The 22,939-nt window shown below is 67.0% G+C and carries 17 protein-coding genes and 1 riboswitch; of the genes, 9 read left to right on the top strand and 8 right to left on the bottom strand.

The window, feature by feature from the left end; translation table 11 throughout:
* The first annotated feature begins 48 nt into the window (after positions 1 to 48).
* Positions 49 to 897, top strand: a complete 849-nt coding sequence (gene ypfJ / locus ACLBV5_RS11585; protein ID WP_025978393.1) for a KPN_02809 family neutral zinc metallopeptidase — start codon at positions 49 to 51, stop codon at positions 895 to 897.
* A 10-nt stretch (positions 898 to 907) separates the two neighbouring features.
* On the opposite strand, the gene ACLBV5_RS11580 is transcribed toward ypfJ, so the two are convergent.
* Both ACLBV5_RS11580 and ACLBV5_RS11575 read right to left on the bottom strand, forming a co-directional pair.
* Entirely contained in the window at positions 908 to 2,209 is a 1,302-nt protein-coding gene (locus ACLBV5_RS11580) for a DUF418 domain-containing protein (RefSeq protein WP_447605777.1), read from the bottom strand.
* 65 nt (positions 2,210 to 2,274) lie between these two features.
* Entirely contained in the window at positions 2,275 to 3,219 is a 945-nt protein-coding gene (locus ACLBV5_RS11575) for an aspartyl protease family protein (protein ID WP_447605776.1), read from the bottom strand.
* 187 nt (positions 3,220 to 3,406) lie between these two features.
* Between ACLBV5_RS11575 and thrC the strand changes: the two genes are divergently transcribed.
* Complete coding sequence (gene thrC, locus ACLBV5_RS11570) at positions 3,407 to 4,795, top strand: threonine synthase (RefSeq protein ID WP_447605775.1); 1,389 nt, start codon at positions 3,407 to 3,409, stop codon at positions 4,793 to 4,795.
* 265 nt (positions 4,796 to 5,060) lie between these two features.
* The gene (locus tag ACLBV5_RS11565) at positions 5,061 to 6,134 is read left to right on the top strand and encodes an IPTL-CTERM sorting domain-containing protein (protein WP_447605774.1); all 1,074 of its coding nucleotides are present in this window, start codon (positions 5,061 to 5,063) and stop codon (positions 6,132 to 6,134) included.
* Positions 6,135 to 6,268: 134 nt separating this feature from the next.
* Here ACLBV5_RS11565 and ACLBV5_RS11560 read toward each other — a convergent pair whose 3' ends face one another.
* Both ACLBV5_RS11560 and ACLBV5_RS11555 read right to left on the bottom strand, forming a co-directional pair.
* A complete protein-coding gene (locus ACLBV5_RS11560; protein ID WP_447605773.1) occupies positions 6,269 to 7,231 on the bottom strand; it encodes a homoserine kinase in 963 nt (320 codons plus the stop codon).
* 2 nt (positions 7,232 to 7,233) lie between these two features.
* Positions 7,234 to 8,982, bottom strand: coding sequence for an amino acid kinase family protein (locus tag ACLBV5_RS11555; protein ID WP_447605772.1), 1,749 nt, complete (start codon positions 8,980 to 8,982; stop codon positions 7,234 to 7,236).
* A gap of 454 nt (positions 8,983 to 9,436) precedes the next feature.
* A riboswitch (SAM riboswitch) is annotated at positions 9,437 to 9,563 on the top strand.
* Positions 9,564 to 9,645: 82 nt separating this feature from the next.
* On the opposite strand from ACLBV5_RS11555, the gene metX reads away from it, so the two are divergent.
* Positions 9,646 to 10,713, top strand: coding sequence for a homoserine O-succinyltransferase MetX (gene metX, locus ACLBV5_RS11550; RefSeq protein WP_253119649.1), 1,068 nt, complete (start codon positions 9,646 to 9,648; stop codon positions 10,711 to 10,713).
* The gene (metB, locus tag ACLBV5_RS11545; protein ID WP_447605771.1) at positions 10,710 to 11,888 is read left to right on the top strand and encodes a cystathionine gamma-synthase; all 1,179 of its coding nucleotides are present in this window, start codon (positions 10,710 to 10,712) and stop codon (positions 11,886 to 11,888) included. The genes metX and metB overlap by 4 nt, the downstream gene beginning before the upstream one ends.
* A gap of 319 nt (positions 11,889 to 12,207) precedes the next feature.
* Here the strand turns inward: metB and ACLBV5_RS11540 are convergent, their stop codons facing one another.
* The 3 genes from ACLBV5_RS11540 to dusA form a co-directional block, all read right to left on the bottom strand.
* Entirely contained in the window at positions 12,208 to 14,031 is a 1,824-nt protein-coding gene (locus ACLBV5_RS11540) for a methyl-accepting chemotaxis protein (RefSeq protein ID WP_447605770.1), read from the bottom strand.
* 99 nt (positions 14,032 to 14,130) lie between these two features.
* Positions 14,131 to 14,955, bottom strand: coding sequence for a sulfite exporter TauE/SafE family protein (locus ACLBV5_RS11535; protein ID WP_278070558.1), 825 nt, complete (start codon positions 14,953 to 14,955; stop codon positions 14,131 to 14,133).
* A 130-nt stretch (positions 14,956 to 15,085) separates the two neighbouring features.
* Complete coding sequence (gene dusA, locus ACLBV5_RS11530) at positions 15,086 to 16,120, bottom strand: tRNA dihydrouridine(20/20a) synthase DusA (protein WP_447605769.1); 1,035 nt, start codon at positions 16,118 to 16,120, stop codon at positions 15,086 to 15,088.
* A gap of 325 nt (positions 16,121 to 16,445) precedes the next feature.
* Here dusA and ACLBV5_RS11525 point away from each other — a divergent pair, with 325 nt between their 5' ends.
* The 4 genes from ACLBV5_RS11525 (at position 16,446) to ACLBV5_RS11510 (ending at position 22,064) form a co-directional block, all read left to right on the top strand.
* A complete protein-coding gene (locus ACLBV5_RS11525; protein ID WP_234288783.1) occupies positions 16,446 to 17,294 on the top strand; it encodes a site-specific integrase in 849 nt (282 codons plus the stop codon).
* Positions 17,295 to 17,432: 138 nt separating this feature from the next.
* Complete coding sequence (locus ACLBV5_RS11520; RefSeq protein WP_200168047.1) at positions 17,433 to 18,518, top strand: AAA family ATPase; 1,086 nt, start codon at positions 17,433 to 17,435, stop codon at positions 18,516 to 18,518.
* Positions 18,418 to 20,880: a S8 family peptidase gene (locus ACLBV5_RS11515; RefSeq protein WP_200168046.1), complete on the top strand. Its 2,463-nt coding sequence runs from the start codon at positions 18,418 to 18,420 to the stop codon at positions 20,878 to 20,880. Before ACLBV5_RS11520 ends, ACLBV5_RS11515 begins: the two co-directional genes overlap by 101 nt.
* 140 nt (positions 20,881 to 21,020) lie before the next feature.
* Positions 21,021 to 22,064, top strand: coding sequence for a hypothetical protein (locus ACLBV5_RS11510; RefSeq protein WP_200168045.1), 1,044 nt, complete (start codon positions 21,021 to 21,023; stop codon positions 22,062 to 22,064).
* A gap of 113 nt (positions 22,065 to 22,177) precedes the next feature.
* On the opposite strand, the gene ACLBV5_RS11505 is transcribed toward ACLBV5_RS11510, so the two are convergent.
* Complete coding sequence (locus tag ACLBV5_RS11505; RefSeq protein WP_447605768.1) at positions 22,178 to 22,597, bottom strand: hypothetical protein; 420 nt, start codon at positions 22,595 to 22,597, stop codon at positions 22,178 to 22,180.
* Positions 22,598 to 22,939: the final 342 nt, after the last annotated feature.

The raw sequence follows: 22,939 nt of genomic DNA, 5'->3' as shown, positions 1-22,939 counted from the left end.
TGCGTTTCAGCCTAGCTTCAGAACAGACGACACAGCGGAGAGCGATAGATGCGTTGGCAGGGCGGACGGCGCGGCGGGGGGATCGAGGATCGGCGCGGCATGGGCGGCGGCGCGGTCGCAGGCGGCGGCATCGGCGTGCTGGTGCTGGCGGCCATCGGCTATTTCGTCTTCGGCATCGACCCCAACACCACCCAGCAGGTCGCCAGCCAGTTCGGCGGCGTGGGTCAGGCCGAGCAGCAGGGCCAAATCGGCACGCCCGAGGACCAGGCCGGTCAGTTCGTCGACGTCGTCGGCACCAACATCAACGACGTTTGGACGGCCAAGCTGAACGGCTACACAGCCCCGACCACGGTCCTTTACGAACAGGGCACGTCGACGGGCTGCGGCTATGGCCAGTCGGCGATGGGGCCTTTCTATTGCCCGACCGATCACAAGGTCTATCTGGACCTGAGCTTTTGGCGCGAGATGGAGAAGCTGGGCGGGTCCAGCGCCGACTTCGCCAAGGCCTATGTCCTGGCTCATGAGTACGGCCATCACGTCCAGACCCTGACCGGCGCCAGCCAGCAGGTGCAGCGCGCCCAGCAGCAGGCGGGCAGCAAGGCCGAGGGCAATCGCTATTCCGTCGCCCTGGAGCTGCAGGCCGACTGCTACGCCGGGGTCTGGGCGCGCAACGCTCCGGCAGCCTCGGGCGGCCAGGTGGCGCTGGAGCCGGGCGACCTGGAGGCGGGCATGAAGACAGCTCAGGCGATCGGCGACGACGCCCTGCAACGGCGCGGCGGCGGGCGCGTCTCGCCCGAGAGCTTCACCCACGGCTCCTCGGCCCAGCGGGTCGAGTGGCTGCAACGCGGCTATCAGACCGGCGATCCGGCCGCTTGCGACACCTTCTCCCAGCTTTGAACTGAGCGGATCAGGCGGCCTTCGCGCGTTTCAGCGGCGAGGGCCGCCCATAGGCGAACCAGCGCAGCGCCCATTCCAGCGGTCCCATGTTGAACGCGCGCAGCCACAGGGCGCTGAACGTCATCTGAACCACCCAGATGCACGCCGCGACGCCCCACAGGCCCCACCAGTCCAGCTTGCCCCACAGGCTCAGCCCATAGAACAACAGGGCCCCGATCGCCGACTGTCCCAGATAGTTGGTCAGGGCCATCCGTCCCAGGTTGCGCAACGCCCGTCCGACGAACCCCAGAGCGTTCATCTTCCACAGAGAGAGCAACAGGCCGACGTGTCCCAGGGTCATGGCGCAGCGGCCCAGTTCATAGCTGCTCTGCGTCGCCCAGGCCTGGGACGAGAACTGGCTCAGCCACAGCACCACCGCCTGCCCGCCGTTGACCGCCAGCCCCACGCCATAACCACAGGCCGTCAGAACCAGATAAAACCCCAGCGACCGGGCGCCGCCCAGCACGCCCAGCTTGAACAGCGCCATGCCCAACAGCATGAAGGCGACCGTTTCAATGACCAGGGTGATGGTGTAGCTGGACGCCGCATAGTCCAGCCAGGTCCGCACGCTCCACTTCAGCAGGCCAGCGACGCCGCCGGTGCGCACGGCGACCTCTTCAGCGACAGCCTCCGGCGACAGGCTCTGCGCCTGCTGGGCGCGGCTGTGCGCCTGCAGGGCCTCGGCGTCTTCGGCCGACAGTGACGCGCCCGCCTCGACCTGCAACGCCAGTTCAGACCCGCGACGCGCCTCAATCGTCTGATAGGCGCCCACCACGGCCGACTCGGCCGTCAACAGCAGCAGAAAGGCGGCCGACAGGGCGATCAGGGTACGCGGCCGCGCCATGCGGAAAACAAACAGCAGAAAGCCTGACAGTCCGTAGACGTAAAGAATATCGCCCGGAAACAGCAGGGCCGTGGCGTTGAACACGCCCAGCGCCAGTAGCGCGATGCAACGTCGAAAGTACACGTCCGCCGCCTGGATCGTCCCGCGTCCGTCTTCGCCGCGCAGGGTGATCAGCAGCATGCCGGCGCCGAACAGCAGGGTGAACAACCCCCGCATCGACCCCTGCACGAACAGATGCTGAATAATCCACGCCGACCAGTCCGGATTGGCCAGCGTCGGCGGCAGGTCCGGATGATACTGGTCCCAGGCGCCGCCCATCATCATGATGTTGACCAGCAGAATGCCGCACAGGGCGAAGCCGCGCAGCAGGTCCAGGCTCTCCAGCCTTTGACCCGGCGATACGGACATCATGGACGGCGAGGCGCTCATGCGGGCCGCTTATCCCCCTTCAGGCCGCGGATGAAACGGATTCTCCGCACTGACAGTCTGCAAAGCTAAACAATCGTCACATCCATCAACGGCGCCACGTGCAACTCTCCGTCGCCAAGGTTGAGAATAATATCGCGTCCGGCGAACGCCTCCATGCCCAGCAGGGCGTCGGGGTAGTTGGGCAGCGCCCGGTCGGCGTAGACGGCGATCGTCGCATCGCGCCAGGTTTCCGGCCCCAGAGCCACGCTCTTGGCCTTAATCAGACGCGCCCTGGCCACCCCGCCCAGGACGATGCTTGACCCTTCTCGTTCGGGGCGGCCGTCCAGCAGGCCCGCCGACTGCGCGACGCCTTCGCTCAGCGCCAGAAGGGCGGAGGAGCCGGTGTCGAGCACGGCCTCAACCCTGAAGCCCTCCACCACCGTATCGGCGATCAGGGAGGTGCCGGCCCGCCGCACGGGCATGGCGCGATAGGCCGGCGACAGCTCCGTCTGCGCCTTGCGGAACAGCCGCAACCGCCGTCGCCGCAGGTCCATTTCCAGCCCGGCCTGCATCAGCAGATCCTGCCCCAGGATCAGCGGCGCCCCCAGCCCCTCTTCTTCCGACAGAGGCCCAAGGTCGAGAATTCCGGCGCGCAGGCGCTCGATGCGCGCCTCGCCAAACGCCAGGTCCAGCGTCACGCCTCGCCCCATCTGGGCGCGCCCGTCCACGCCATAGGCGATCAGCGGCATGTCGAAGAAACGATCCAGCGCCAGCTCGCCCACCAGTCGCCGGTCGATCACCGAATATTGGGCGCCGCTGTCGACCAGCGCCGTCAGCTCGCGCCCCGCCAGCCGCACCGGCACGGTCGGCAACAGGGTCCGGGGCGCGACGAACTCCAGCCAACCGCTGCCCCCGTCTGCGCCGAAGGTCACGCCGGGGCGTCGCCACAGCACATGATCCTTGAGCCACAATCCGCCGCCGACGGCGGCGGCGGCGGCTCCGGCGCGAATGAAAAGAGAGCGGCGGTTCATCGGCCTGACATGAACCGGGCGGGGCTCCGACGCCAGCCCTTTTCCCTCGAGATAGCGGTCGCGACGGGGCGAGGCGCGCTGATCGCCCAGTCGCAACCAGGTTGTTGCGTCATCTGGCGAACTTTCCCTTCGCATACGCAAAATAATCATGACGAAGCGGCCAACGACGGCTAGAAACAACCTCGATATGACGAATTCAGCTAATCGCTACCTCTCGACGCGCGGCGACGCCGCTCCGACCCGTTTCTCGGACGCCCTGCTGCGCGGAATCGCGCCGGACGGCGGCCTCTACATGCCCCAGGCCTGGCCCGCCCTGCCGGTCGACGCCACCCGGCCGGGACGCAGCTACGCCGAGATCGCCAAGGCGGCCATGGCGCCCTTCATCGGCGGCGCCCTGCCTGCGGGGGCGCTGGATCGCGCCCTGGACCGCCTGACCCAGGGCTTCGACCATCCGCTGGTGACCCCCCTCGTCGAGCTGGAGCCCGGCCTGTTCGTGCTGGAGCTGTTCCACGGCCCGACGGCGGCGTTCAAGGATCTGGCCATGCAGCTGGTCGCCGCCCTGTCGGACGAGGCCCTGGCCGCGACGGGCGAGACCCTGACCCTGCTGACCGCCACCAGCGGCGACACCGGCGCCGCCGCCGTGCGCGCCTTCGCCGGCGCCGAGCGCATCAAGCTGATCGTCCTGCATCCGCTGGACCGCGTCTCGCCGGTGCAGCGCAAGCAGATGACGACGGTCGAGGCCGACAACGTCCTGAACCTGGCCGTGCGCGGCGACTTCGACGACTGTCAGCGTTTGGTGAAGGGGCTGCTGGCCGAGGAGTCCTTGCGCGAACAGGGCCGTTTGTCCTCGGTCAACTCGATCAACTGGGGCCGTCTGGCGGGCCAGATTCCCTATTACGTCTCGGCCACGGCCCAGCTGGGCCAGGCGGCGACCTTCGTGGTGCCGACCGGCAATTTCGGCGACGCCTTCGCCGGGATCGCCGCCAAGAAGATGGGCCTGCCCGCCGCCGGTTTCGTCGCCGCCGTCAACCAGAACGACGCCCTGGCCCGCGCCATCAACGACGGCGTCTATGCCCGCCGCCCGGCGGTCGAGAGCGGCAGCGTCTCCATGGACGTGCAGGCCCCGTCGAACTTCGAACGGCTGGTCTATGAAGCCTCCGGCCGCGACGCCGACGCGACCCGCGCCGTCTTCGAGACCTTTGCGCGCGAAGGCTCCGTCACCCTGCCCGCCGACCTGCTGGCCGCCTTGCGCGCCGAAGTCTCTGCCGTCTCGGTCGACGAGGCGACGACCAAGGCAGAGATCGCCCACGCCCACGCCGCCTGGGGCCGCATCGTCTGCCCGCACACGGCTGTCGCCCTGGCTGCCGCGCGCCGCCTGGACCGCAACGGCGCGCCGATCGTCGCCCTGTCCACCGCCCACCCGTCCAAGTTCGGCGCCTTCGTCTCAGACGTGCTCGGGTTCGAGCCGGAACCGGCCCCCGTCATCGGAGCCCTGGGCGACCGTCCCGAGCGACTGACGGTGATCGAGAACACGCCCGAGGCCGCCCTGGCGGCGGTGAAGGGGTTCGCCGGGTAAGGCTCGCCGCCGTCGCTGACGCGGATGACGAGGATTCCAGCGATGAAGTCGAACTCCATCTCGAAGTCCACGGCGCCGTGCGGAATGAGCCCCGTCGACAGCACCCGCGCCGAGATCGTTGCGTGGGAAGGACCGACCTATGGAAGCAGGCGCGCGAGCACCGCAGATCGCGGCCAAATAAAGCTTGACCATAAACTAAAAACAGAGATTTTCCAGCGATCTTATAAGGAGCAGGGGTCTCCTGGAGATCGCTTCGGAGAAAGCAATGATCGAAAATTTCAGCAAGTTTCTTGCTGCGACATTCCTCGGCCTGATGGTCATTGCGGGCGCGGGGACCGCCTCTGCACAGAGGGCCTATATCGCCAACGAAACCGACAACACCGTCTCGGTCATCGATGTCGCCACAGACACCGTGATCGCCACTATACCCGTGGGCCAGGCGCCCGAAGGGGTGGCCGTGAGTCCCGACGGGGCTCGCGTCTACGTCTCCAATTCCGGCTCCAACACTGTCTCGGTGATTGACGCGTCGTCAAAGGTTGTCACCGCGACTGTGTCGGTGGCGGCTAGCCCCCGAGCCATGAGCATCGCCCCGAATGGGTCCCGCCTCTACGTTAACCTGGTCAACGGTGAGGTTTCGGTCATCGACACCGCCTCCAACACCGTGGTCGCCAATGTCCCGGTTGGAGGGCTTCTTGAAGGCAGTGCGATAAGCCCTAACGGCGCCCGCCTCTATGTCGGAGACTGGATCTCCGGCGACATTTCGGTCATCAACACCAGCACCAATACCGTAAGCGCCACCATCACCGGCATGGTTTCGCCTCGTGATATCGCGGTTTCTCCCGACGGCGCGCGAGTCTATGTCACTAGCTATCAGACAACCAAACTGTATGTGATCGACACCGGCTCCAACGCTGTGACGACGACCGTGGCGATCATGGGTCAGCCCACTAGCGTCGCCGTAACGCCGGACGGCGCATATGTTTACGCCACAAACAGGGATGACGTCATCGTTGTCGACACGGCGACCAACGCCATCGTCGACACCATCGTCGGGCTACCTAACCCCGCCGAAATCGGCCTGACGCCGACCGGCCATCGCGCCTATGTGACGAACCCTGGCTCGACCATCGTCACAGTGATCGATACCGCCGCCAACGCCGTGGTCGGCGCTGTATCCGTGGGGCAAGGCCCTCAAGCAGCCGGGCCGTTCATCGGGCCGACGCCTTCGTCGCCTCCGGCCGCTGTCCCGACCATGAGCGAGTGGGCGATGATTTTGCTGGGCGTCCTGCTGGCTGCCGGCGCGGCCCTGACTGTCCAGAGACGGCGTATGCCGGCCTAGGCGCCTTCCATCGCTTAATGAAGAAACGGCGGCTCCGACGAGCCGCCGTTTTGCTGAGGATTCAAGCGTCGGAGCATGAACCCCTCGGACCGCCGCCTGGGATCAAAGCGGCCTCTCGCATGGGCCAAGCCCCCTCACACCGCCTCCGCCGCCTTCCAGTAGTCCAGCCGCCGGAAGAAGGGCGCCGGGTCCTTGGGCGTGACCAGGTTGGCCGGGTCGTGGAACAGCTGGTCGTGCAGGCGCGTCAGGGTGAAGCGCACCGCCGCCGCCGCGCCGAGTTCCGGCAGGGCCTGACGCTCGGCGTCCGACAGAGGACGCACGGATTCATAGCCCTTCTGGAAGGCGCGCAGGGCCGACGGCATGGGTCGCCCCTCGGCGTCGAAGCCCCAGGCGCTGAGCGCGATGGCCAGGTCATAGGCCAGCACGTCGATGCAGGCGAAGTAGAAGTCGATCACCCCGCCCACGTCCGTCGCCCCATGCTCGTTCACCGCGAACAGGACGTTGTCGGGGAAGTAGTCGGCGTGGATCGGTCCGCGCGGCAAGGTCGGGTCGCTCCACGGTCGGGCCAGATCGGGCAGCAGGCGCTGCATCTGCTCCAGCATCCTGCGATCCTCGCCCGCAGCGACCGTATCGCAGCGCGCGGCCAGATCCGCCCAGGCGCGCGGCCCGACGGGGTTCTCGCGCACGCCCTCATAGTCGACCGCATCCAGATGAAGCAGGGCCAGCACCTGACCGGCGCGATACTGGTCTTTGTCCGTCGGCTGACGCTTCCAGGCGCCCGGCGTCCATTCAACGATGGCGGCGGCGCGATTATTCAGGCGACCGATCACCTGGCCCTCGCGATCCGCCACAGGCGCGGGCGTGGGGAACCCTTGCGCCGCCAAACGCCCGGTCAACCCCAGGCAGAACGGCAGGGCCGACGGGTCGGTCCGCCCCTCGAACAGGGTCAGGACATAGGCGCCCCGATCCGTCACCAGGCGATAGTTGGTGTTCTCGACCCCCTCGGCGATGGGGGTCAGTTCGACCAGCCCGCCGAGGGGGTAGCGCATGAGATAGTCGTCGGCCTGTTGCGGCGTGACGGGCGTGAAGACGGCCATAACTAGACAAGCTCCGCAGCGGCGCGCCGGGCGCGCATGACGTCGGCGACATCGGCCAGAACGCTCTCGGTGGTGGCCCAGCGCCCTGCGCCGCGCCCCTTGCACGTCCACACCCGTCCGTCCTGACCATAGACCTTCAAGGCGTTGCGCTCTCCGTTCAGCGACAGGAAGAGCGCGTCCTCAAGCGCGCCGTCAAGACGGACATAGGCGTCCAGTTCGCCGTCGCGGTCGAAACAAGCGCCGATCTGGCGCACCGGCGCCTCGCCCAACGGCGTTTCGGCGGCCAGGACATCGCGCGGCAGGGCGTCGGGCGAGCGGCCGAAGGCCTCGAACGCCAACAGTTTGACTTTGGCCTCGGCGTCGAAGCCTTCCAGGTCCGACGACGGGTCCTCCTCGGCGAAACCTGCGGCGCGGGCGTCGGCCAGGGCGTCGGAGAAGGTCGCCCCCTCACCCAGACGCTGCAGCATGAAGTTGACCGTGCCGTTCAGCACCGCCTCGAAACCGACCACCGGACCGGCGGCGCGGGCGGCGCGCAGGGTCTCGATCATCGGCGAGCCGCCGCCGACCGAGGCCGACCAGGCGACGCGACAGCCGTGGGCGTCGGCCAGGGCCTGCAGCCCCGCCGGATCGCGGGCCACGGCCTGCTTGTTGGCGCTGACCACGTCGCAGCCCGCCTCCAAGGCGCGACGGATCAGGGCGTGTCCGGCCTCGCCCTCGGACAGGGCCTCCAGCAGCAGGTCCGGCTTCTTGGCCAGCAGGGCGTCCACGTCATTGGTGAACAGGTCGGCCGGCGCGGCGACGTCGCGCGGTTTCTTCGGATTACGGACCAGGACGCCGACGACTTCGAAGCGGCTGTCGGGCAGAAGGCGGCTGAGCAGGCCGCCGCCGACGACCCCGCACCCGGCCACGGCCACCTTCAGCGGCGCCGCGGCCTGCACCGGGCCGGGAGGGGCGCCGCGATCGCCGACCACCGTGCCCTCGGCGCGGCCCAGGGCGGCCACTTCGATCTCGACCGCGCGGGCCTGCGCCAGGTCGATGGCGTCATGCTGGACCAGCGCCCCGCCCACCTGGCGCGCCGTGTCCCAGTTGGCGCGGCGATAGCGCAGGGGCGTCCCGGCGCTGACAGCCGGATCGCGGTCGTAGAGGCCGTCGACATCCTTGACCAGACGCACGCGGTCCAGCCCCAGCTCAGCCGCCAGAACCACCGCCGTCAGGTCGGATCCGCCCCGGCCCAGCAGGGCGACGCGGCCGTTGGGCCGCACGGCGCCGAAGCCCGGAACGACCACCACCTCATGCGCCTCCAGAGCCCGCTGGAGATGATCGCCTTTCAGGCACACCGGGCGGGCGTGCTGGCTCGGCCCCTCGGCGACGATGCCCAGTTCCCGCACCGACAGGCCGATGGCGTCCAGCCCGACCCGATCGCAGGCGACGGCGACCAGGGCGGCGGCCTTCTCTTCGCCCAGCACGACATAGGCGGGCAGCAGTTCGTTCTCGTGGTCCAGGCCCAGGCTGCGCGCCTCCGACAGCAGCTTGTCGGTCTGGCCCGCCAGGGCGGAGACGACGGCGACCACCTTACGGCCGGCGCGGACGTGGCTGTAGATTTCGCTGGCGACGGCGGGGGCCTGAGAGGCGTCTCGCAAGACGGAGGAGCCGAACTTGAGCACCACCACTTCGGCGGCGGGGACGGCGGCGGGAGCGAGCTGTTCGACCAGTTTGGGCTGATCGGCGACGAGGGCGAGCGAGGCGGACATTGGGCGTTTCCTGGAGGCTGGGTCGGGGGGAGGATTTCGAGGGAGCTGGGGCGGTCTGGAGTGGATCTGAGGCAATAAAAAACCCGCCCGGGGGTCCGGGCGGGTGATCGGTTTTCTGCGTTTCTCGCCTAGACGGCGCGCATCATCCGGTCCCCGCCCGCAAGGGCATGGTGGTGGTACCGGTGGTGGTAATGGCGGACGCGAAGAGACCCGTCGCCGAGGCGGCGATCATGGTCGTCTTCATGCTGGCGAGGCGGTAAGGCACAGGCGGCGTCCGGTTGAAAATCGTGCCTTAGGGTGAGCCAGGGCGCCGCGCCGCGTCAACCCCGCGCCGGAATAATTTTTCGCGACGAAGCCCGCGACCGCCGTTTTGACCGCTCAAGTCGAGCGCCGCCGCCAGATAGGGGTGAAATTTTTCGCTTGACCGGCGCTGTTCGCAACCGCACCGTAAGCTCACTCATCAAGACCGGCTGAGGGATTAGGCCCTTTGACGCCGGGGCAACCATCGGGTTCCGCCCGAAACGGTGCCAACTCCTGCGGGGTTCTTCGGGCTTGCCTGAATGGACCGCGAGAGATGGGTGGAGCGTCGACGAGGCGACGCGCCACAGGTCTGTCACTGCATGGGTTCCTTGGCGAGCCGTATCTGCTGAGTGACCGAGACCCATGACCCTGGCCCTGATCGACCCCGCGTCCCCCGCCGAAGAGCCCGCCTGTCGGTCGGCTTCCGCGCGCCGCCCGTCCAAACTGCTGCAACGCGAGGGCGCCCATGACGTCGTGGTTCCGATCCCGGACGGCTTCGAGTTGGATTTCGGCGGAACCCTGACCCAGAAGCGGGTCGTCGGCCGCCTGCACGGCAAGCCGGGCGCCCCCCTGATCGTGGTCGCGGGCGGGATTTCCGCCGACCGTTACGTCCATCGCACCGAAACGAAAGGCCTGGGCTGGTGGTCCGGCGCCGTGGGCGTGCGCGCGCCGATCGACCTGACCCGTTTCCGTGTCCTGGCCTTTGATTTCGCGCCGGAATTCGGCGAGGGCGTGACGGAGCCCAAAGCCCCTCTGACCATCACCACCCAGGATCAGGCGCGGTTGCTGGCCCACCTTCTGGACCATCTGGGCGTGGACAAGGTCGCCGCCTTCATCGGCTGTTCCTATGGCGGCATGATCGCCCTGGCCTTCGGCGAGCTCTTCCCGGACTGGGCCGAGCAGTTGGTGGTCGTGTCCGCCGCTCACCGCCCTCACCCGCTGGCCACCGCCTGGCGCGGCATTCAGCGTCGCATCCTGCAACTGGGCCTTGAAACGGGTCGCATCGATCAGGCCGTGGGTCTGGCGCGCGAACTGGCCATGACCACCTATCGCACCCAGGAAGAGTTCGGCGACCGCTTCGATTCCGAGGCTCCCAGCCACGCCGGCCAGGCCTATCCGGTGTGCGACTACCTGACCTCGCGCGGCCGGGCCTATCGCGACCGCACCACCCCTTCGCGCTGGCTGACCCTTTCGGATTCCATCGACCGCCACCGCGTCGAGCCGGAGGCCATCAGCGCGCCCGTTACCCTGGTCGGCTTCACCACCGATCGCCTGTGCCCCATCGACGACATGCGAGAGCTGGCCGATCGCCTGCCCAACCTCTGGCGCTTCGAACAACACGCTTCCGTCTACGGCCACGACGCCTTCCTGAAGGAAGACAGACTGGTCGGCGACATCCTGACCTCCGTACTGAAGGACATCGACCAATGAGCCGCGCCCGTCCTGCCGATCCCCGCACCATCGCCGCCCGCTCGGGCGTCGATACGGACACGGCCCACGGCGCGGTCATGCCGGCCCTGTATCTGTCGTCGAACTATTCCTTCGCCGCCTTCGCCCAGCCGCGCAAATACGACTATTCGCGCTCGGGCAATCCGACCCGCGACGTGCTGGCCGAGACGCTGGCCGAGCTGGAAGGCGGCGCCGGGGCCGTCATCACCGCCACCGGCATGGCGGCGGTGGACCTGCCGCTCAGCCTGCTGGAGCCCGGCGACCTGCTGATCGCTCCGCACGACTGCTACGGCGGCACCCACCGCCTGCTGACCGCCCGCGCGAAGAAGGGGCATTTCCGCGTCGCCTTCGTCGATCAGAACGACAGCGCCGCGCTGGACGCCGCCCTGGCCGACCGCTGCAGGCTGGTGCTGGTCGAGACGCCGTCCAACCCCCTGCTGCGCGTCACCGACATCGCCGAGGTCTGTCGCCGCGCCCACGCCGTGGGGGCCAAGGTGGTCGCCGACAACACCTTCCTGTCGCCGGCCTTGCAACGGCCGCTGGAGCTGGGCGCCGACATCGTGGTCCACTCGACCACCAAATACATCAACGGCCATTCCGACGTGGTCGGCGGCGCGGTGATCGCGGCCGATCCAGCCGATCATGAACAGCTGGCCTGGTGGGCCAACTGCCTGGGCGTCACCGGCTCGCCGTTCGACGCCTATCAGACCCTGCGCGGCCTGCGGACCCTGTTCACCCGCATCGAGCGCCAGCAGGCGACGGCAGCCTTGGTCGCGGCGGCGCTGGAGCAGCATCCGGCGGTCAAGGCCATCCACTATCCGGGCCTGCCCAGCCACCCCGGCCATGCGCTCGCGTCGCGCCAGCAATCGGGGCCGGGCGCCATGCTCAGCTTCGAACTGACCGGCGGGACCGAGGCGGTCTGCGCGGTCATCGAGGGGCTGGAGGTCTTCACCCTGGCCGAATCCCTGGGCGGCGTTGAAAGTCTGATCGCCCACCCGGCCACCATGACCCACGCCGCCATGACGCCCGAGGCGCGCGTGACCGCTGGCATCACCGACGGCCTGCTGCGCCTGTCGGTCGGACTGGAGCATCAGGACGACATCCTGGCTGACCTGGCCCGGGCGCTGGATACGGTGACGCTGAAGGCGGCGGCGTAATCCAAACGCGCGCCTCTCCCTCCCCGTCCCGGGGAGGGTGGCTGAGCCTGCAAGGCGAAGCCGGGTGGGGACGGCAGGGCGATGGGTGCGCGTCTTCTATCTGGCCGTCATTCTCGGGCTTGACCCGAGAGTCCAGCAAACACGACGGCGACCACATCAGCCCTCACGACGGTTCAGGCGTTGCGGGGCTGGATTCTCGGGTCAAGCCCGAGAATGACGGCGGGTGGGTGGTGTGGGGGCGCTCAGGATCACCTCGCCCTCCCCACCCGGTCGCTTCGCGACCACCCTCACCGGGACGGGGAGGGAGAGGGTCGGCGCCCTACGCCACCGCCCGCGCCAGGGCCTCCATCCGCCCGCGCGCGTCCAGATCACGCACGTCGTCCAACGCGAACTGCCCCATCATCCGATCCAGCTCGACCGCGTCCGAAGCCAGAGCATGGCTGGCGGCGGTCGACTGCTCGACCATGGCCGCGTTCTGCTGCGTAACCTGATCCATCTGGGTCACGGCGATATTGACCTGCTGCAGGCCGCTGGACTGCTCCTGCGAAGACGCGGCGATTTCTTCGGCGATGGTCGTCAGGCGTTCGATCTGACCGGCGATCCGCTCCAGCGCCTGGCCGGTGTCGCCCACAAGCGCCACCCCCGCTCCGACCTGACGGCCGGATTCCGAAATCAGCGCCTTGATCTCCTTGGCCGCAGAGGCCGAGCGCTGGGCCAGGGCCCGCACCTCGGACGCCACCACGGCGAAGCCGCGCCCGGCGTCGCCCGCCCGCGCCGCCTCTACCCCTGCGTTCAGGGCCAGCAGATTGGTCTGGAAGGCGATCTCGTCGATCACGCCGATGATGGCGCCGATCTGGTTCGAGGATTGTTGGATCGCGCTCATGGCGGCGATGGCGCGGCCGACCACGGCCTGCCCCTCGACCGCTTCGGACCGGGCGCCGCGCACCACGCCGCCCGCCTCTATCGCGCCCTCGGCCGAACGGGCCACGGTGGCGGTGATCTGCTCAAGAGCGGCCGCCGTCTCTTCCAGGCTGGCGGCCTGCTGTTCGGTGCGGCGCGACAGGTCGTCGGAGGCGTGGCTGATCTCGCGGGCGCTGGCGCCGATGGCGGCGGCGCGTTCGACGATGACCCGCATCACGCCCTGCAGCCGATCCATCGCCGCGTTGAAGTCGGTGCGCAGGCCTTCATATTCCGGCGCGAACGGGTCGTTCAGACGGAAGGCCAACTGGCCGCCCGACAGGCGCTCCAGCCCCCTGGCCACGCCCTGGACCACCTGGGCCTGCTGGCGGGCGGCCTCGGCGTCGCGGGCGGCCTGCGCCTGCTGTTCGGCTTCGGCGACCAGGCGCGCGGCCTCGGCCTCGGCCTCCAGACGCGCCTTCTCTTCGGCGTTCTGTTTGAAGGTCAGGACGGCGTCGGCCATGCGCCCGATCTCGTCGCGGCGGCCCATCGCCGGAATGGCCACGTTCAGATCGCCGCCGGCCAGACGGCCCATGGCGCGGGTCATGGCCTCCACCGGGCGGCTGAGGGCGCCGATCAGCCACAGGGCGGCGGCCACGGCGATGGCCAGAGCCAGCACCCCGCCGATGGCGAAGGAGACATAGGCCTGAACAAAGGCGGCGGATTTGGCCTCGGCGCGCGCCTGGGCCTGAGCCGCCTCCCTGGTCTGGATGGCGCCGACCGCCTGGCGAATGTCTGTCAGGCGGGCGCCGGCGGCCGCCTGCGACTGCGCCGCACCATCGGCTGCGGGATCGCGGGCCAGAGCCATGATCTCTGCAGCGCTCTTCTCGAATGCAGCGGCGGCGGCGATCAGGGCCGTCTGTTCGGCGACATAGGCGCCCTCGACATCCGACGCCGCCAGGTCCGCCATGCGCGCCTTCACGTCGGCGCCGCTCGTGTCGAACACCTCGATGAAGGCCGGGTCGCGATTGGCGACATAGCCGCGCATGGCGTTCTGCTGCTCGACGGCGGCGGCCAGCAGGCGGTCGGACGCCTTCATCACCTCGCGCGACGTCAGGTCCGCCGCGTCGGCGCGCTGCAGCGAGACCACGCACCACAGGACGATCAGGGTCGCCGCCCCGCAGGCCCCGATCACCGCCATAAAGGACAGGATCAGCTTCTTGGGCACGGACAGGTTCTGCAGCATGGCTCACGGCTCAGACAGAGGGAGGTTCAGCCTCGCTCCTACCCCGCCGTTGTTCGACAAAGTGTTAGCGCCCGCCTGCGGGCATCTACTTAGTCGCGCTCACAGCGCCTTCAGCACCACCGACAGGGCCGTCAGCAACAGATAGGCCGCAAACGCCCGGCGCAGGATCTTGCGGTCCAGCCGGTGCGCCAGCCGCGCGCCATAGGGCGCCGTCAGCGCCGTCAGCAGCCCCATGATCACCGCCGCCGGCACATTGACATAACCCAGCGACAGCGGCGGCCGCCCCGGCGCATCCCAGCCGAAAAAGGCGAAACCCAACGCAGCCGCCGCCCCGATCGCCAGGCCGAAGCCCGAGGCGGTGGCGACCGCCTGATGGATCGGCCGTCCGCACAGGGTCATCATCATGCCGCCGAAGCTGCCGCCCCCCACGCCCATCATGGCGGACAGCAGGCCGATGCCTGTCCCCGCCCCGCGACGGCCCCAGCCCGTCGGCAGGTCTTTTCTCAGGGTGAACCGCTCGGGCATCACCCCCATCTGCGCCGCGACCAACAGCAGACAGGCGCCATAGACGACCGCCAGACCCTCCATCGAGGTGAAGCCCGCAATCGCCGCCCCGACCAGACCGCCGAACGCCACCCACGGCGTCCAGGTCTTCAGCACCGTCTCATCCACCGCCCCATGCGCCCGGTGCGTGGCCAGCGACCTTAGCGAGGTGGCGACGATCGTCAGCAGCGAGGTGCCGATGGCGACGTGCAAATTGCTCTCGCCGCCCACGCCCAGCACCGAGAAGGCGTAGAACAGCGCCGGCACCAGCACCGTCCCGCCGCCGACGCCGAACAGGCCGCCGATCACTCCGGCGATCGCCCCGGCGCCGACAAGGGCGGCGAGCATCAGGACGAGTTCGGATAGGGGAAGGGCGCTCATGGCCGATGGCTTAGCCGCACAGCCCGGCAGCGTCATCCCGGAAAGGGTGCAAGGCGGGTCCCTTTCGCCATCCTCCGGCGAGCATAACAAGACCGCGGGATGACGAGAGAAATAGGTGACGTCTAAGGAATCAGGCCGCTTCTTCGCTCTCGCCCAGACGGGCCTGCCGCGCTTCGGCCTCACGCACGGCCGAGACCGCGCGATCCACCACCTCCAGCCCCGCGCCGGGCTTCACGCCCTCCACGGTCAGGATGCGACGAAAGGCCCGCGCCCCCGCCCGGCCGTGCATCAGCCCCAGCATGTGCCGAGTCATGCTCGCCAGATTGGCGCCCTGGTCCAGCCGCGCCGCCATATAGGGGCGGTAACGCTCCAGCGCCTCGAAGACGTCCACGTCTTCAACAGCCTCGCCGAAGATGCGGCGGTCCACCTGCCCCATCAGCGCCGGCTCGTGATAGGCCGCGCGCCCCAGCATGACGCCGTCCAACTGCACCCCGTCCGAGGCGTCCAGATGCGCCTCGGCCTGGTCCAGGTCGCCGATGCCGCCGTTGATGCAGATGGTCAGATGCGGCCGCTCGCGCTTCAGTCGCCGCACCAGATCATAATCCAGCGGCGGCACGTCGCGATTCTCCTTGGGCGACAGGCCCTTCAGCCAGGCCTTGCGCGCGTGGACGACAAAGTGGGTGATCCCCACCGCCGCCGAGGCGTCGACCGTGGCGAACAGGCTCTCCTGCGGGTCCTGATCATCGACGCCGATGCGGCATTTGACGGTGGCGGGCACGGCGACCGCCTCCTTGATCGCCGCCATGCAGTCGGCCACCAGCTCCGGCTCGCGCATCAGACAAGCGCCGAAACGGCCCGATTGCACGCGATCTGAAGGGCAGCCGACATTCAGGTTGATCTCGTCATAGCCATACGACTCGCCGATCTTCGCGGCCTCGGCCAGCTGGGCCGGGTCCGAGCCGCCGAGTTGCAGCGCCACCGGATGCTCGACCGCGTCAAAGCCCAGCAGGCGGTCCCGATCGCCGTGAATCACCGCCGGCGCCGTCACCATCTCCGTATACAGCAGGGCGCGCGCGCTCAACGCACGATGAAACGCCCGACAGTTTCGGTCGGTCCAGTCCATCATCGGCGCCACGGACAGTCTATGAGCTTGATTTATAGACATTTTTTCAGTAAGATCAAAAAGTTGGAAGGTGGCGCAGGCGCTCAAATTTACGACGCGTTGCGACGTTTTTTCCGAGTTTTCGACACCTCAGTGCACACAGAGCGCACACGAAATGGCGACGTACTCGAAACTCCCGTCAGGAACGTGGCGGGTCCAGGTGAGACGGAAGGGTCGCTATATAAGCGAGACCTTCCTCAAACGCGACGATGCACGGCGATGGGCCACCGAAGCCGAAGGTCGGATTGATCGCGGCGAGACGCCTACCCCCTCTCGGTCAGCGCGGCTTCGTACGTTCGGCGAGTTGATTGACCTACATATTGAGGACATGAAGTCCGTCGGGAAGGCGCCCAGGCGGTCGAAAGCGGCGACGCTCAAGATGCTGAAGGCGCGCCTGGGCGGGAAGAAGATCGCCCAATTGGATCGGCAGTTGTTCATCGACTTCGGTCGGGAGCGCGCCACCGAAGGCGCCGGGCCCATGACGTTGAGCATCGATATCGGTGCGATCAAGCTCATCCTCTCCCATGCCGCGGCGGTTCACGGCCTGACGGTTTCGGTTGAAGCCATTGATATGGCCCGTCTCGCCCTCAAACGTCTTGGCCTGATTGGCAAGGGTGTCGAGCGGGATCGCCGGCCCAGCGACGAAGAACTGGAGCTTTTGATCAGCCACTTCGAAGATATGCCCCGCCAAACTATACCCATGGGAGCCGTCATTCGCTTCGCGATAGCCACGGCGATGCGCCAGGAAGAGATCTTCAACGTCGTCTGGGATGACTACGCAGCCCGGACCAAGATGCTAACCATTCGCGACCGAAAAGACCCTCGCGCGAAGACGGGAAACGACCAGCGAATCCCACTTCTATCCGTCTCCGGTTTCGACCCAGTCGCGCTGATAGAATGCCAGCGCCCTGCCCGCTCGAATGCGGACCTGCGAATCTTCCCCTTCAATCATCGATCAGCCGGCGCGGCGTTCACAAGGGCCTGCAAAAGCCTCGGAATCGCGGACCTGCATTTTCATGACCTTCGTCATGAAGGGACCAGCAGACTGTTCGAGGCAGGCTTTCAGATCCAGCAGGTCGCGCTCGTTACCGGTCACAAGGATTGGAAAATGCTCCGACGCTATACCCACCTGCGCCCAGAATCTCTCCACCTGATTGCTGCAGGCCTCGCAGCCTGAGCGACACTGGACAGTGGCAGGCCAGGATGAGTCTGAACTCTCCCAGCGCCAGCATCCGCTATCGCCGCACCTTCGCCCCGCGTAGGGTGCAATATCCGGAATCAACTTCTTGGCAATCACCGCGTATTAACCTTAGCCATGGCTTCAGCTCAGCAGCTCATCGGACTCATCAAGAGTCACGCAGAGGGAGACGAGACACGCTTCTTCGATCTCGCCATGCAGCTTGCTGCGGCGGAGGATCAGAAGGGCCATGTCCGGCTCGCGGAGCAACTGCGCGCTTGGGCAGACGCGGGGAAAACGCCGCGTCGCTCCGCCTCTTCCGGACCAGCCCTGCTGGCCACGCCACGCGGAGAGCTCGGCGAGCTCGTTGGTGCGAGCTATCCGTCCACTAGGCTCTCAAGCCTGATCCTGCCCGGATCGATCCAGGACGAGCTCCAGCATCTAGTGGCAGAGACCCGCCAGCGTGATCGCCTCGAGGCTCACGGATTGCCGCCGCGACGGAAGGTGCTGCTTTCCGGGCCTCCCGGCACTGGCAAGACCATGACGGCCGCAGCTCTGGCCGGCGAACTCAAATTCCCGATGTTCAACGTGCTGCTGCACGGCCTCATCACCAAATACTTCGGCGAGACGGCCTCCAAACTCCGCACAGTCTTCGATGCGGTGCGCACGACCCGCGGCGTCTATCTCTTCGACGAGATCGACGCACTGGCTGGATCGAGGACACGCGGCGACGACGTCGGCGAGGCGCGCCGTGTCCTGAACTCCTTCCTTCAGTTCTTGGAGGAGGATCCCGGTCCGTCGATCATCGTCGCCACGACCAATGTTCCTGAACTTCTGGACTCCGCCATCCTGCGGCGCTTCGATGTCGTCCTGAGATATGAACTTCCCGACGCCAAAGCCATCGAACAAACTGTGCGGCGGCGGTTGAGCGGCTTCCAGACCGGCCGTATCGCCTGGAAGCAGGTATCCGAGACCGCCGCCGGACTGTCGACTGCGGATCTGATCCGCGGGACCGAGGACGCCGCGCGCCGCGCGCTGCTCTCAGGGCTCGAAAACATTTCCACCCCCGTGCTCCTCGACGCCCTCGAACGGCGACGCAACTTGCAGCTCATCGGCGATACGAATGGCTCCGCGCGACAAACCCCACATCCTGGTTCCGATCGCGGGCCTGGCCCAGAACTTCCGCCCACCCGCGGCCGGCGGCGGAAGTCGCCGACCGAGTAACGTCGCTGACCGCGCTGGTCACGCACAGGCCATTCTGCAGGCCCTTGAAGACCTGCGGCCTGCGGAGGATCGCGCAGGTGCCTATATCGCCCTAACCGGGCGGGCCGGCGAACCCATCGATACCGAGAAGTTCGACAAGTCCGGCCTGACCTTGCTGAAATCCAGGAAGGCCGGCCCCGCCCCTGACGACCGGGGCGAACTGGTTTTCTTCGCTCCTGCCAAGGCTGTGAGCCAGCTCGAGAAGAAGGTCGCGGCCTTCCGCGATGAAGATCTGCCAAGCGGGCGCCGAAAGAACGCCGACCTCGTCCAAAGCATCGGAACGCTCCAGCAGGCCACCCTTCGCACGCTGTGGCGAGGCCCGGAAGAGGCCTTCCCGGCCAACGCCGTCGACGTTGTCGACTGGGAGGTCTGGGTCACCCCCGGCCAGGTGCAAACCCTCGTCGACGCCGCCGCCGCGGCGAACCTCCACGTAGCGGCAGACCGCCTGCACTTCCCGGAACAGACGATCATCCGGGTCACTGCCAGCCGAACCGCCCTGACGGCACTCATCCGTGACACAGCCGCTATGGTCTCTGCGCTGGCGAAGCCGGCCACCACGGCGGACTTCTTCGACGGCCTGCCTGTCGAGGAGCAACCCGAGTGGTCGGATGAACTTCTGGACCGCACGACCTTCGCGGACGAGCAGACCAATCCCGTACGGGTGACCCTGCTCGATACAGGCGTCACCTTGGGCCATCCCCTTCTCGCTCCCGCCCTGTCTGCGGCGGACCGGTTCGCGGCTGATCCCGCCTGGGGCCTGGACGATATCCACGACCACGGATCCAGAATGGCCGGCCTCGCCCTCTATGGCGACCTGACGACTACGCTCGAGACCCTTTCTCCCATCGAGATCTCTCACAGGCTGGAATCGGTCAAGCTGATCCCCGACGCCGGAATCAATCCTCATTACCTGCTCGGCGCCGTCACCCGCCGGGGCGTAAACGCCGCCGAGGCGGAAGCTGATCGCGACAGAGTCTTCGTCCTGGCCTTAAGCACGCCTGACGACCACCCCCACGATGGCGCGCCCACCTCCTGGTCTACGGAACTCGACCAACTCGCGGCCGGCGTCTCCGGCAACAAGACGCACCGCCGCCTGATTGTTACCAGCGCGGGCAATGTACCAACGGATTTGCACCAGACCGACGCCTACCATGCCGTCTGCGACCATGGGGACCAGGAGATCGAGGCCCCGGCTCAGGCTTGGAACGCCCTTACCGTTGGGGCCTTCACCGACAAGTCCGTGCTCGTAGATCCCGGCGTGGGCCAACCGTTGGCGACGGGTGGAGATCTGTCGCCTCACAGCAAGACTGCCTCATGGGCCGGCGTCTGGCCGCTAAAGCCGGACATCGTGCTGGAAGGCGGCAATCTGTTGATGACAAACTTCCCCCCGGCCTTTGCCCATAGGGACCTTTGCCTTCTGACCACTTCAGGCACGCCGGCTAACCAACAGTTCGCAACCATTGAGGCGACAAGCGCTGCTACGGCCCTCGCCGGCCGCCTCGCCGCGCAGACCTGGACCCATCACCCCGACCGGTGGCCGGAAACCATTCGCGCCCTCATGGTCGCGTCCGCCCGATGGACGACGCCGATGCTCGCCCATCTGCCCGAGCACCCCAACAAGGGTCACTACGAGCCCCTGTTCCAGAGGTACGGCTACGGCGTCCCTGACCTGTCTCGAGCGATCCGATCCGCCGACGACATGGTCACCCTGATCGTGGAGGACGCGATCACCCCCTATGCACCTGGCGCCAACGGCGGCCCCGCCGTCCATAACCATATCAAACTGCACGCCCTGCCTTGGCCGATCGAACGGCTCCGCGCGCTCGGAGCGCGGGAGGTCACCCTTAGGGTGACCCTTTCCACCTTCATCGAGCCAAACCCGGCCGAGGCGGCACGCGGTCGGAAGCTGCAATACGGGTCTCACGGTCTTCGGTTCAAGCTGAAGCGCGCCGATGAATCCGCGGCCAAGTTCGAACAGAGGATCAATGCGGCGGCGCAAGCCGATGAAGCCGGCCTGGACCTCACTCAGGCCGGCGGCGATCAGGATGGCTGGCGCTTCGGCGCACGCCGCCGTGACGTCGGCTCGGTGCAGCGCGACGAAATTACCTGCGCCGCGAGCGACTTGGCGCGCCGATCTGTCCTCGCCGTCCACCCCGTAGGTGGCTGGTGGAAATCCCAACTCCGCCGTGGCGAACAACCACGCGAGGCCCGTTATTCTCTCGTGGTCGAGATCGACGCAGGCGGCGCCGAGGTCGATCTCTACACCGACGTCCAGGTCGCCTTGGCGGCGCTGGTCGCCGCCGCAGTCCCGGTGGCCGTTTAGTATCTCTGCCCACCATAGTCAGAGCGGGTGCGAGTTTTAGCGCCTCGCCAAGGACGAAATATCTTCGTTGCGAAGAATCACAGCAAGAGCGCTCTCTTACTGGCCGTTCACGCCTTTTCCATTTTGAATAGACGAGAAGCATGCGCCAGCTCGCCTCCTCCCGTGCAGCCTCGCCGGATGTCCAGTTGTTCGATCCGGATCACCTTCAACTCGGCGATGTGGTCCTGGAACGTGGCGGTGGCCTCAACAGCGCCTTTGTCGCAGCCGTAACCGGTGGACGCTTTAGCCACGCCATGATCTGGGTCGGCGAGGACTTCATTGAGGCCATGCCTGACGGCGTGCGCAGCCTGTCCTTCGCCCGGGTGCCCGTGGTTCAGCCGAAACGCTGGGCCCTGTTGCGGGTCGCGCCCGAGAACGCCGGCCACGCAGCTCGGGCCGCGATTGAGGCGCGAAATCTCGCCTTCAACACCTATGACGCCTTGGGGGCCGTACTCACCACGATGAAGCCCCGGCGCGCCGCCAAGGTCTCGTCTCGCTTCTGCTCCCAACTGGTGGCCGAGGCCTATCTGAACGCGGGTCTCACCCTGTTCCCGAACCGCCTCCCGCCCGCCGTCACGCCCAACATGCTGCGCCGTAGTCCGCGCCTTCTGCCCGTCTGTCTGCCCCTGGTCCCTAGCTCAGCCCTCTTCGCAGCCCCTTATCCTGCAGAGTTTCTCGACCGCAACGCCGCCTTCCGCAATTCGCCGATGGCGGTGGAGGGGGCGCTCGCCCGCACCCTGTTCGCGACTGTTCGCAAGGATGTTCGCCGGTTCATCCTGCCCGAGGCGCGCCCAACGCCGCCCGGGAATCTCAACGACCTTCTAAGCCTGCTTCCGCTCATAGATCCCGCCCAAGCAGCTCCCGTGGCCGATCGACTGCTCGCGGAGATGACACAGAGCGGCTATTTCCACCTTCTGACGGCGGACCTGGCGGCCTTTCTGCAAGACGCGGAGCCGACGGGCGAATGGCGGCGGCAAGCCCCGGCATGGCGTACGTCGCGCGACCGGCACCGCCAGAACGCCCAGGCCTACCTCGGCCACCAGCGCGCCATGCCCCATCGGCTCTGGCGGCGGCTGCACGCCATGCACACGGACTACGGCCGGACCTTCGAGGCCCTCATCAGAAAGGTCGACGAAACGCCCTGACCTCGTCCCTCACGCGCCGTATCCGCTGGACGCCGCGCCGCCGTTCTTTCGACCGAGTTGACGGCTGAGATTCGCGCTGCGAACTACACTTGGGCATCCTACAACGCGGCGCATCAATGCTTGTAGTGCGCCACCACAGCGGCGATGCGACTCAACAATGGAGCGAACCCGGTCCAGTCGATCGTCGCAGCCCGGGGCGCCACTATTTTTTTGGCGAAGGGCGATTTGCCAATATGCCGAGTTGGGTCGAATCCCTTTCCATCAGCATGGAAGGTTTTGCCGTCGAGAGGGAGCTTGCGCGTCGCCGTATCGAAAAAGTCCTCGATACAGGACACGCCTGACGCCCCCAGCTCCGGCGTCTTTACCAGATAGAGGTTGTCTGTCAGATGGTAAAACGACGCGGGAGTGAGTAGATCAACTTTGACACCGTAGTTTCGATCAAGTGCCGCCCTTAGCTCCTTGGTCAGGGCCGTGTCGTTGTCGATCAATACGATTACAGGGGCTGCCAAGGGGCGGTGACCATAGCGCTTCAATCGCGCCCCATAGTGAATCATGAAGGTGGACAAAGGACCGATACCACCCGTTATTCGCAATCGTTGGTGTGTCTGGTTCTCGTAGTTAAAGATCCTCACTCCGAAACTGAAACCCTCTGGAGTGATATGGCCAAGCGCAGGGTGAAACGCGGGCAAATTCCGGATGGCGTTGCGAAGATAGACGCCGTCGGTCTTTCCCTCGGTGACGATCAGGGGCTGGGTGAGGGCGATGAAAGTGGCATATGACGTGACCCCCGTTTCTCATCCAGCCATAACAAGAGTCCGAGGTTGATCTGGGTAGAGATTGGTTGGGTTGGCAATAGGGCGGCCTGCGCAGCCGTC

This window comes from Brevundimonas sp. M1A4_2e, assembly GCF_053345555.1.
This window is presented reverse-complemented; position numbering and strand designations above follow the sequence as displayed.

Coding starts and splice junctions, on each gene's coding strand:
- ypfJ (WP_025978393.1), top strand. CDS start 49: ATGCGTTGGCAGGGCGGACGGCGCGGCGGGGGGATCGAGGATCGGCGC.
- ACLBV5_RS11580 (WP_447605777.1), bottom strand. CDS start 2,209: ATGAGCGCCTCGCCGTCCATGATGTCCGTATCGCCGGGTCAAAGGCTG.
- ACLBV5_RS11575 (WP_447605776.1), bottom strand. CDS start 3,219: ATGAACCGCCGCTCTCTTTTCATTCGCGCCGGAGCCGCCGCCGCCGCC.
- thrC (WP_447605775.1), top strand. CDS start 3,407: ATGACGAATTCAGCTAATCGCTACCTCTCGACGCGCGGCGACGCCGCT.
- ACLBV5_RS11565 (WP_447605774.1), top strand. CDS start 5,061: ATGATCGAAAATTTCAGCAAGTTTCTTGCTGCGACATTCCTCGGCCTG.
- ACLBV5_RS11560 (WP_447605773.1), bottom strand. CDS start 7,231: ATGGCCGTCTTCACGCCCGTCACGCCGCAACAGGCCGACGACTATCTC.
- ACLBV5_RS11555 (WP_447605772.1), bottom strand. CDS start 8,982: ATGTCCGCCTCGCTCGCCCTCGTCGCCGATCAGCCCAAACTGGTCGAA.
- metX (WP_253119649.1), top strand. CDS start 9,646: ATGACCCTGGCCCTGATCGACCCCGCGTCCCCCGCCGAAGAGCCCGCC.
- metB (WP_447605771.1), top strand. CDS start 10,710: ATGAGCCGCGCCCGTCCTGCCGATCCCCGCACCATCGCCGCCCGCTCG.
- ACLBV5_RS11540 (WP_447605770.1), bottom strand. CDS start 14,031: ATGCTGCAGAACCTGTCCGTGCCCAAGAAGCTGATCCTGTCCTTTATG.
- ACLBV5_RS11535 (WP_278070558.1), bottom strand. CDS start 14,955: ATGAGCGCCCTTCCCCTATCCGAACTCGTCCTGATGCTCGCCGCCCTT.
- dusA (WP_447605769.1), bottom strand. CDS start 16,120: ATGTCTATAAATCAAGCTCATAGACTGTCCGTGGCGCCGATGATGGAC.
- ACLBV5_RS11525 (WP_234288783.1), top strand. CDS start 16,446: ATGAAGTCCGTCGGGAAGGCGCCCAGGCGGTCGAAAGCGGCGACGCTC.
- ACLBV5_RS11520 (WP_200168047.1), top strand. CDS start 17,433: ATGGCTTCAGCTCAGCAGCTCATCGGACTCATCAAGAGTCACGCAGAG.
- ACLBV5_RS11515 (WP_200168046.1), top strand. CDS start 18,418: ATGGCTCCGCGCGACAAACCCCACATCCTGGTTCCGATCGCGGGCCTG.
- ACLBV5_RS11510 (WP_200168045.1), top strand. CDS start 21,021: ATGCGCCAGCTCGCCTCCTCCCGTGCAGCCTCGCCGGATGTCCAGTTG.